The organism is Bradyrhizobium sp. SHOUNA76 (assembly GCF_023006445.1).
GTDB lineage: Bacteria > Pseudomonadota > Alphaproteobacteria > Rhizobiales > Xanthobacteraceae > Bradyrhizobium.
The window spans coordinates 1-9,293 of sequence record NZ_JALBHA010000233.1; the positions used below are offsets into that span (position 1 = coordinate 1).

A 9,293-nucleotide genomic window follows, 5' to 3' on the forward strand; every position below is an offset into this window, starting at 1 on the left:
CCGCGGTCGAAGAGGCGCACAAGCTGCTGGCCGAGGGATTTCACGCCGCCAAGATCCGCGTCGGCCGGCCCGATGCGCGGGAGGATCTCGCCGTCGTCCGCGCGGTGCGCAAGGCCGTCGGCGATCAGGTGACGCTGATGTGCGACTACAATCAGGCGCTGACGGTGACCGAGGCCATTCGCCGCGGCGAGATGCTCGACGACGAGGGCTTGAGCTGGATCGAGGAGCCGATCCGCCACGACGACTATGCCGGCTGCGCCCGCATCGCCGACGCGCTGCATACGCCGGTGCAGATCGGCGAGAACTTTGACAGCGCGTTCTCGATGCAGACGGCGCTGTCGGCGGAAGCCTGCGACTACGTGATGCCCGACGTGCAGCGCATCGGCGGGGTCACCGGCTGGCTGCGCGCCGCCGCGCTCGCGCATGCCGCCGGCATCGAGATGTCCTCGCATCTGTTCTCGGAAGTCAGCGCGCACCTGCTCTGCGTGACACCGACCGCGCATTGGCTGGAATATGTCGACTGGGCTGATGCCGTGCTGGCGACGCGGCTGACCGTCAAGGACGGCTTTGCGTTGCCGAGCGAGGAGCCCGGCAACGGCATCGCGTGGGACGAGGCGGCGGTCGCCAGATATCTCGTCAAATAAGACGACCTGCTACGACCGAACGGCGGCGATCATGTTCAACTCGACCGGCGCCCCCCGCGGCAATTCGGCGACACCGACGGACGTACGCGTGTGACGGCCGCGATCACCGAGGCGCTCGATCAGCCGGTCGGAGGCCCCGTTCATGACTTGCGACTGCTGGGTAAATCCAGGCGCTGAAGCGACGTATCCTACGACCTGCAGGACCTGGACGATCCTGTCCTCTCCGCCTGTTGCGTGATTGATGGCGGAAATGCAGAGATCGGCACAGAGGGCGGCAGCCTCTTGCGCGGCCGCCATATCGACGCCAGCGCCGACCTTGCCCGCATACAGCAGGTCCTCGCCGCGACGCGGCAACTGGCCACTGACATACGCAATTCCACCATGGATGATAACCGGCAGGTAATTGCCGCCGGGCTTGTTCACGCTGCTCATGTCGTTGGCCTGCCTTGTCTTTCACATCCGGCGAAACGATGCATCGGCATCGTCGCCGTGGGGACGACAGGACAATGGCAGGCGACAAGTCATGGATCAAGGCTGCCAAGCTGTTGCATGCCGAAGGCGGTGCGGATCCGGCCCGACAGGGCTTCGCTTCCACGCATTGCGCGGCGGTGACGAGCGCGATAACGATGCCCCATGACCACCTGGCGCCCTCATGCCCACATCCGCGTCGTCGCGATCGGCCTGCACTGGCGGGACGGGCGGCTGCTGGCGGCCGAGGTTCGCGACGATGCCGGGCGGATCAAGGGCGTGCGTCCGCTGGGCGGCGAGATCGAGTTCGGCGAGAGCTGGCGGGCGGCGCTGGTGCGTGAATTCAACGAAGAGCTCGGCATTGACGTCACGCTCAAGGGCGAGCCGTTGATGCTGGAGAACATTTTCGTGCACGAGGGCGCGACCGGGCACGAGGTGATGTTCATCTCCGAAGTCGAGTTTCCCGATGCCGCATTCCGCGATCAGGACCGCATCGACTTCAGGGAGGATAACGGGGAGCAGATCGTCGCGCGCTGGTTCGACCTTGCCGATCTCGATGCGGACGGCGCGCCGAGCCTGTTTCCGACCGGGCTGAAGGGTTTGCTGCTGGGCGCAACAGACGGCGCTGCGTAAGCTCGCTCCTGCTTTGCTGAGCGCGATGACGCCGGCATCGCGTGGGACGAGGCGGCGGCGAGGAAATACGCGGCCGATCAATCGTTGAAGGCCACCCCTTGCGTGGCCTCGCCGGGAGGGCCGGGCTCCGCAATCCCGGCGCAATTGGCTTGCGGCTTCTGGCCCGCGAGCATGCCGCGAACAAAAGCGAGCGCATCGGGGAAGGCGGCGTTCAGGCCGCCATTATGCGTGGCACCGGGATAGGTCTTCCAGACCACATCGTTTCCAGCAGCGCACAAGGCCACGACCTCGGCATATTGCCGGGCCGGGACCAGCGTGGAATCCGCAAGGCCGGTGCCGAGCAGCAACGGCACCTTGAGCCGCACGGCCTTCATGTCCGTGATCGCGGTCAGCCGCGCCAGCACATTGGCTATCGGCTCGACGTAGACATTGTCGACAGTAATACCATCTTGCCGGGCGACAATGCGCATCTCGGTCGTACAGCCCTCGCGCGCCGCTTTCAGGATCGGCTTGCCCTTGTCGGAGACGAGATCATCGGCGGAGGGCGCGCCGTCGGGCAGCGAACCGCCAAGCAGCATGAGCGACGTATAGATCGGCGAGCCGATCGCGGTGGTCTGCGGCGGCTTGTAAGGACCGTCCGGGAAGGTCGAGACGAGGCCCGTTGCCACAGTGGCGACGAGCGGGACGTCCGGCGCGTAGCTCTCGGCAATCACAGTTGCGCCCATCGCGGCACCCGAGCCCTGCGACTGGCCGGTAACGAAGACTTTGGACGCGAGCCTGTCCTTATAGTCGGAGAGCACCGCGCGCACTCCGTCGAGCACCGAACGGCCTTCCGCCTCCCAGATCAGATAGGGATGCGGGCCCGGGCCGCCGAGACCCTGATAGTCGGTGGCGACGACCGCAAAGCCGTTCTCCAGCCAGCGCTGGATGTAGGTGGCATCGCGCGGCTTATGACCAGTCCAGGACGGTGCACATGCATCGGAGACCCCGAGCGTGCCGTGCGCCCAGGCAATCAGGGGCCAGCCTCCGGCCGGCGGCTCGCCCTTGGGCAGATAGAGCGTGCCACTGACCGGCACGATGCCCGCGCGCCAGCGCAGATCGCTCGACGTGTAGAGGATGCGCTCAGCGAGTGCCGCGCCCGTGATTTCGGGCTGCACGAGCATTGGTTCCTTGCGCAACATCACGCCGGCGCTCTCGGGCAAGGTTTCGGACCAGCGATAGAACGGCGACAGGTTCTGGTCGCCCACTTTCGGTCCTACCGGCAGCGACGAGTCCGCGTGGGCCTGCGGAATTGCGAGACCCCAGACTATGGCGAGCGTCATCATCGATTTTGCGATCGGGGTGGTGAACATAGGCGTCTCCGGTCCCTTTGCGGCGCGCGCCGCATTCTTGGCCAGGTTGATTGCCCGGGCAATTTGTCTTCCGTGTCGATTATGGAGACGATCACGCCCGGGTCCACGCCTTTTTCGGACATGGGCCAATGCCGATCACGCGGAGCGTTCCGCGGCTACTTCATCAGCCTGAAGCGGCCTCCTTCCACCTTGATCAAGAATGCCGAGCGCTCGTCATATCCATTGTGATCGGTTGCGCTCATCGTGGACAGGCCGTTGTTGAGATACACCTCCTTGACGCGCTCGAGCTCGTCGCGAAGGGTGGTGCGAAACTCTCCCGTTCCGGGCTTCGCGGTCTTCAATGCAGTTGGTATCGCCGTCTGGAGCAGCGCCATAGAATCCCACAGATGCGCTGCGAAGATGTTCGGCTTCTGCCCGTTCGCCTTCTCGTAGGCGGACAGCAATTGGTCCCGGATCTTGCGGAACGGATCGTCCGCCGGCAGATCGTCCGCGATCGTGAACGCCTCGCCGGTGAAGACGGCACCTTCGACGCTGGTTCCGCCGAGCTTGATGAACTCCTCGGTGGCCACACCGTGGGTCTGGTAGATCTTGCCGGAATAGCCTCGCTCGCGAAGCGCCTGTTGCGGCAGGACCGCCGGCGTGCCCGCCGAGGCGATGAAGACGGCGTCCGGATTTGTCGCCATCACCTTGAGAGCCTGGCCGGTCACGCTGGTGTCGGCGCGCGCATAGACTTCGTGCGTGGTCAGGGTCAGGCCGAGGGTGGGAGCAAGCCTGCTCACTTCCTTGTAATAGCCCTCGCCATATCCATCGGAGACGCCGATGTAGCCGAGGGTCTTCGCGCCTGATTTGGCGATATGCTTGAGGATCGCGAGCGCCATCAGGCGTCGTTGGGAACGACCTTGAAGGCCCATTTGCGCCGTTCGTCCATCGGTTGGACGATGGCTGTCGCCGCGGCGAGCGAGATGATCGGTGTCTTGGCCTCCCAGGCGACATCGAGCATCGGCATGGTCACCGGCGTCAGCGAGGAGCCGATGAGGACGTCGACACCGTCCTGAATCACGAGCCGCCGCGCGTTCTGAATGCCCTTGGTCGAATCCGATTCATCGTCGAGGGCGATATAGACGATCTTCTCGCCGCCGACCTCCTTGGGGAGGGCAGCAACCGTCCGCATCTGCGGCTGCCCGAGCGCCGAGCCTGGCCCCGAAGCAGAAACCACGATTCCCACCTTGATATCGGCATTTGCGGAGGGGATGGCGAGAACCATCGCGGTGCAGACGCAAAAGGCGGCGAGGCAGCGCCGGATCATGATGTTCTCCCTGGTATTATATTTCGCCAAAGCAATGTCGCTCTGGCCGGGGAGAAAGTCTGTCCCTACGGCTAGGGACAAATCGGCGGAGGTCCTGTTCAAGCGGCCGACGCGTATGCTTGGGCTCACGGCGCCGGGGACGGAGGCATAACCTCGTTCGCTGGAACAGGCTAATTCTCCGCCGGATAGGCCAGGTGCCCACCAGGCAGCGATTGTGCAGCCGGATTGATCTCGGCCTGCTTGACTTGCCCGGGCCCGAGAATGTGAAACACCGTCTCGCCGGCAGCGAGCAGATAATCCGTGATGATCCGCCGGTGGCATCGCCACCACAAGGTCTCTGCGCACATGATCGCGCAGCGCTGGACCTGCCCGAGAGCCCGCAGATGCGCGAGCCCTTCATGAAAAGCCGCGCTCATGGCGTGGTCGGCGTAATTGTGGAAGCTGCCGTTCTGCCAGAACGCGTTGGTCTCGCGCGGCACCTCGCGCTTGCGGCTGCGCAGGCCGCCGAGCGAGGCAATGTGCTCGTACCCGATCGAAACGGCCGCCAGCGATTGCGGCAGGACCTCGCGATTGTACTGCGGGTTGGTGCGGGAGCGGGGCACGGTGCGAACGTCGGCCACGAAGGTGACCGAGCTGTCCTGCAGCAATTCGCTGAATCGCTCGATCGAACGCGTGGCATGACCGATGGTGAAGAAGGGATGAGCCATGGGGACGCCTCGTCAGCTCGGGCCGCGGGCCGTCAGCTCTTCAACAACCGCAATGCGCGGCCCTTGTGCAGGGCGACGTGGTCGGTCTTGTCGCTCTGGATCTCGTATTGCGGATCGTCCGGGCTGGCGTGGTGCGTGTAGCCCTTGTAGTCGACGTCCTCCGTGTGAACGCGCAGGATATGGCCGCGCACCCGGCCGGCCTCGGAATTCCAGCTGACGTGATCGCCGCGCTTGAAGGGTTTTGTGGAGGGCTTCGGCATGATGGAATAATGCCGCGTCGATGGGGCGTGTTCCAAGGCGACGGCGCAAGACGCCCCGGTCCGTCTTCGCTCTGAGAGCTACGCCGGACACGCTTCGCAGTAAGATTGATGGCTTGCCGAGCCGTAGCTCGCGGCGGCAGCCCGCCTTCGCCCTTTGGGCTTCGGCGTGGCATCCTTCTCTCGCTTTGCGAGCGAAGGATGGTGGGCACGACAGGGATCGAACCTGTGACCCCTACCATGTCAAGGTAGTGCTCTCCCGCTGAGCTACGTGCCCTAGAGGTCGTCTAGATCGGGTGGGGTCCCTATAACGGCTCAGGGGAGCCGGCGCAAGGACGGAACGGGGCCGATTCAGGCCGCCAGCATCTTGTTCACTTCGCTGACCAATTCGCGCAGATGCACGGGCTTGGACAGCACTTTGGCGTTCTTGGGGGCGTCCGAATCCGAGTTCAGGGCCACCGCGGCGAAGCCGGTGATGAACATGATCTTGATGTCGGGGTCGAGTTCCGAAGCCCGGCGGGCGAGCTCGATGCCGTCCATCTCCGGCATCACGATGTCGGTCAGCAGCATCTCGAACGGCTCTTCCCGCAGCCGCTGATAGGCGGCCATGCCGTTGTCATGGGACGAGACCTGAAAACCGGCATTTTCCAGCGCCTTGACCAGGAAACGGCGCATGTCGTTGTCGTCTTCGGCGAGCAGGATTTTGGGCATGGCAGGAAACGTCGATCCCCAGAGGATATCAGCAGAGGTCACTAAGCCCGACAGAGGGTAAATTTGGGGTGAAAATCTTAACCCAAGCGGGCTCTCGCTGCCGGCTCTTTGTGAACCGGAATGCGGCTCGAAGCAATCGAGCCCCGCCGGCGTCCCCGCTTCCCTGCCCACACGGTTAAGACATGTTCCAGCGCCGATCACATCTTTTCGCTTGGCAGAATGGTTGCGATTCCGGACAATGACGACACATAAGAGCCGCATCCATCGGCCGAATCATGCGATCCGGGGCCCGGATCCTGCGGCGAAGGGACGAAGCCTGAGAAGATGACCCGGTTTGACGGCGAGGTGTCGCCAGCCTTCGAGATCGTGGAGCCCGCGCAATGGCGCGCGCCTGTCATCTTCAACTCGCCCCATTCCGGCTCGACCTATCCGGACGAATTTCTGGCGGCCTCGCGGATCGACCTGCCGACGCTGCGGCGGTCCGAAGATTCGTTCATGGACGAGTTGATCGGCCATTTGAGCGAGCGCGGCTTTCCAACCGTCAGAGTCAATTTTCCCCGCTCCTATGTCGACGTCAATCGCGAGCCCTATGAGCTCGACCCGCGCATGTTCACCGGCCGGCTGCCGAGCTTTGCCAATACCCGCTCGATGCGGGTCGCCGGCGGCCTCGGCACAATTCCGCGCGTGGTCGGCGACGGCCAGGAGATCTACCGCGACCGCATCCTGGTCGACGATGCGCTGGGGCGGATCGAGACGCTGTACAAGCCCTATCACCGCGCGCTGCGCCGACTGATCAACAAGGTGCACCAGATGTTCGGCACCGTGGTGCTGGTCGACTGCCACTCGATGCCCTCGGTCGGCGTGTCCCGCGACGAGCCGCGCCGGCCCGACGTCGTGATCGGCGACCGTTACGGCACGAGCTGCACGCCGCTTCTGCCCGACCGGGTCGAGGAGACCATGACCGGCCTCGGCTATTCGATCGGCCGCAACAAGCCCTACGCCGGCGGCTTCATCACCGAGCATTACGGCAATCCCGCGAGCGGCCTGCACGCGGTGCAACTCGAGCTCAACCGCGCGATCTACATGGACGAGCGGCGGCGCGAGCGCAGTCCACGCTTTGCGCAAGTGGCGACCGACTTCGGCGTTCTCGCCGACGTGCTGGCGACGACGATTCCATTCGGCGACCTCGGCCCGTTCCAGGCCGCCGCGGAATAGGCGCCGGCTTTTCTTATTGAGATCGTGTGGTCTGCGGTTGGCGCGAACGCGTCTTCGCTTCGCCCATTTGCGCGCGCTGAACTGAAAGCTGGCCGCAAGAAAAAAGGGCCGCTCGCGAATGACGCAAGCGGCCCAAGTCTAGGGAGGAAACGCCCAAGGAGGGCAGCGGTAACGCCAAGCGCTACCGCACCGCAACAATATGCGACCGCGACGCACAAAGTGCAAGGGTTTTTGAGCCGTTTCCCATGCAATACGCACATGGCTCAGTTGCTTCCACGGAAACCCAGATTCAGTTTCTTTGATAAGGAAATTCAATGGGTTGATAGGTGTTTGCATACGAACGAGGCATGGTGGGAACTAAGTTTTCAACGCAGTGATCGATATTTGGCCAGGAGATGACGGAGATGAGGCAGCCGGCCGCGGCATTCAAAATACCAGGGTGCAAACCAAGACAGCGCTGCAAGATGCTGCCGAATTGAGCTAGGCAAGAGGCGAGCTTCATCCAACTTTCGCTTTTGAGGATTCGGCCTGTGACGGTGATCGACTTCTCCGCCTTCATCGGACGGCTCGCCACCGCCTCCGGCGAAACCATCCTGCCGTTCTTCCGCACCTCGCTGTCGATCGACGACAAGAGCAAGACCAGGGATTTCGACCCCGTAACGGAGGCCGACCGCGCCGCGGAGGCGGTGATGCGGCGGCTGATCAAGGCGAGCTTCCCCCAGCACGGCATCGTCGGCGAGGAATTCGGCAATGAGCGCGAGGACGCCGACTATGTCTGGGTGCTCGACCCCATCGACGGCACCAAATCCTTCATCGGCGGCTTTCCGATCTGGGGCACGCTGATCGCACTGCTGCACAAGGGCGCGCCGGTCTACGGCATGATGCACCAGCCCTTCATCGGCGAGCGCTTCTCCGGCGACAACGGCTCGGCCAACTACAAGGGCCCGTCCGGCGAGCGCCGGCTGCAGGTCCGCCGCTGCGCCTCGCTGTCGGAAGCGACGACCTACACCACCAGCCCACTGCTGATGAATGAGCGTGACCGCGCCATCTTCGGCCGGATCGAAAAGGGCGCCCGGCTGTCGCGCTATGGCGGCGACTGCTACTCCTATTGCATGCTGGCGGCGGGTCACGTCGATCTCGTGGTCGAGACCGAGCTGAAGCCTTACGACATCGCGGCCCTGATCCCGATCGTGACCGGCGCCGGCGGCGTCGTCACCACCTGGGAAGGCAAGCCGGCCCAGGGCGGCGGTCGCATCATCGCGGCCGGCGACGCCAGGGTGCACGAAGAAGCCTTGAGGCTTCTCAACCAATAACAACGCGGGCGGAGGGCTTGCATGACCATCTCACGCAGGCTGCTCCTTGGATTGTTTCTGCTGTTGCCAACGCTGGCGTCGGCGCAGAATTTTCCGGTCAAGCCGATCAAGCTGATCGTGCCGTTCCCGGCCGGCGGTCCCAACGACATCATCGCGCGTGTGATCGGGCAGCGCATGTCGGAGCTGTCAGGCCAGCCGGTGCTGATCGACAATCGCGGCGGCCAGGGCGGCGTGCTCGGCACCGACGCCGTCTCCAAGGCCCCGCCCGACGGCTACACCATCGCGATCTCCAGCGCCGGCGCCCTCGCGATCAGCCCGAGCATGGAGAAAGTCGCCTACGACACGCTGGCCGATCTCACGCCGGTGACGCTGGTTGCGACCGTGCCCGAAATGCTCGTGGTCGCCACCAACGTGCCCGCAAAGGACATTGGCGAGCTGATTGCGCTGGCCAAGGCGCAGCCCGGAAAGCTCAACTTCGCATCATCCGGCCCCGGCAGCCTGCCGCATCTGGCCGGCGAATTGTTCAAGCTGACGGCCAAGATCGACATCGTGCACGTGCCCTATCGCGGTGCCGCGCCGGCCGTGAATGATCTGCTGGGCCAGCAGGTGCAGATGACGTTCCTCGACCTGCCGGCGCTGCTGCCGCAGGTCAAGGCGGGCGCGCTGCGGCCGATCGCAGTCGGCTCG

11 protein-coding genes, 1 tRNA gene and 1 pseudogene are annotated in these 9,293 nt (G+C 64.2%); 5 read left to right on the top strand and 8 right to left on the bottom strand.

The window, feature by feature from the left end; translation table 11 throughout:
* Positions 1-644, top strand: a 644-nt coding sequence (locus tag MOV74_RS22110; RefSeq protein ID WP_309486824.1) for an enolase C-terminal domain-like protein, incomplete at its 5' end; no start/stop codon positions are given.
* Positions 645-653: 9 nt separating this feature from the next.
* On the opposite strand, the gene MOV74_RS22115 is transcribed toward MOV74_RS22110, so the two are convergent.
* Complete coding sequence (locus MOV74_RS22115) at positions 654-1,076, bottom strand: RidA family protein (protein ID WP_246926737.1); 423 nt, start codon at positions 1,074-1,076, stop codon at positions 654-656.
* A gap of 201 nt (positions 1,077-1,277) precedes the next feature.
* Between MOV74_RS22115 and MOV74_RS22120 the strand changes: the two genes are divergently transcribed.
* Positions 1,278-1,745: an NUDIX hydrolase gene (locus MOV74_RS22120; protein WP_246926739.1), complete on the top strand. Its 468-nt coding sequence runs from the start codon at positions 1,278-1,280 to the stop codon at positions 1,743-1,745.
* A gap of 77 nt (positions 1,746-1,822) precedes the next feature.
* On the opposite strand, the gene MOV74_RS22125 is transcribed toward MOV74_RS22120, so the two are convergent.
* The 6 genes and pseudogenes from MOV74_RS22125 to cpdR form a co-directional block, all read right to left on the bottom strand.
* Positions 1,823-3,097 carry a lipase family protein gene (locus tag MOV74_RS22125; RefSeq protein ID WP_246926742.1) on the bottom strand — a complete coding sequence of 425 codons (1,275 nt, stop codon included), beginning with the start codon at positions 3,095-3,097 and terminating at the stop codon, positions 1,823-1,825.
* A gap of 155 nt (positions 3,098-3,252) precedes the next feature.
* Positions 3,253-4,361, bottom strand: a pseudogene (locus MOV74_RS22130) (ABC transporter substrate-binding protein).
* Positions 4,362-4,573: 212 nt separating this feature from the next.
* Positions 4,574-5,110, bottom strand: a complete 537-nt coding sequence (locus MOV74_RS22135) for a DUF488 family protein (RefSeq protein WP_246926750.1) — start codon at positions 5,108-5,110, stop codon at positions 4,574-4,576.
* A gap of 32 nt (positions 5,111-5,142) precedes the next feature.
* Positions 5,143-5,370 (bottom strand): DUF2945 domain-containing protein, encoded by a 228-nt coding sequence (locus MOV74_RS22140; protein WP_246926753.1) that lies wholly within the window; start codon positions 5,368-5,370, stop codon positions 5,143-5,145.
* 199 nt (positions 5,371-5,569) lie between these two features.
* A tRNA-Val gene (locus MOV74_RS22145) sits at positions 5,570-5,644 on the bottom strand.
* Between the two features lie 74 nt (positions 5,645-5,718).
* Positions 5,719-6,078 (bottom strand): cell cycle two-component system response regulator CpdR, encoded by a 360-nt coding sequence (gene cpdR, locus MOV74_RS22150; protein ID WP_007597092.1) that lies wholly within the window; start codon positions 6,076-6,078, stop codon positions 5,719-5,721.
* A 324-nt stretch (positions 6,079-6,402) separates the two neighbouring features.
* On the opposite strand from cpdR, the gene MOV74_RS22155 reads away from it, so the two are divergent.
* A complete protein-coding gene (locus tag MOV74_RS22155; RefSeq protein WP_246926756.1) occupies positions 6,403-7,293 on the top strand; it encodes an N-formylglutamate amidohydrolase in 891 nt (296 codons plus the stop codon).
* A 289-nt stretch (positions 7,294-7,582) separates the two neighbouring features.
* On the opposite strand, the gene MOV74_RS22160 is transcribed toward MOV74_RS22155, so the two are convergent.
* Complete coding sequence (locus tag MOV74_RS22160; protein ID WP_246926760.1) at positions 7,583-7,852, bottom strand: hypothetical protein; 270 nt, start codon at positions 7,850-7,852, stop codon at positions 7,583-7,585.
* Between MOV74_RS22160 and hisN the strand changes: the two genes are divergently transcribed.
* Entirely contained in the window at positions 7,824-8,606 is a 783-nt protein-coding gene (gene hisN, locus MOV74_RS22165; RefSeq protein ID WP_246926762.1) for a histidinol-phosphatase, read from the top strand. The genes MOV74_RS22160 and hisN overlap by 29 nt on opposite strands.
* Before the next feature lie 21 nt (positions 8,607-8,627).
* Positions 8,628-9,293 (top strand): tripartite tricarboxylate transporter substrate binding protein (locus tag MOV74_RS22170; RefSeq protein ID WP_246926765.1); only part of this gene is annotated, 666 nt, incomplete at its 3' end.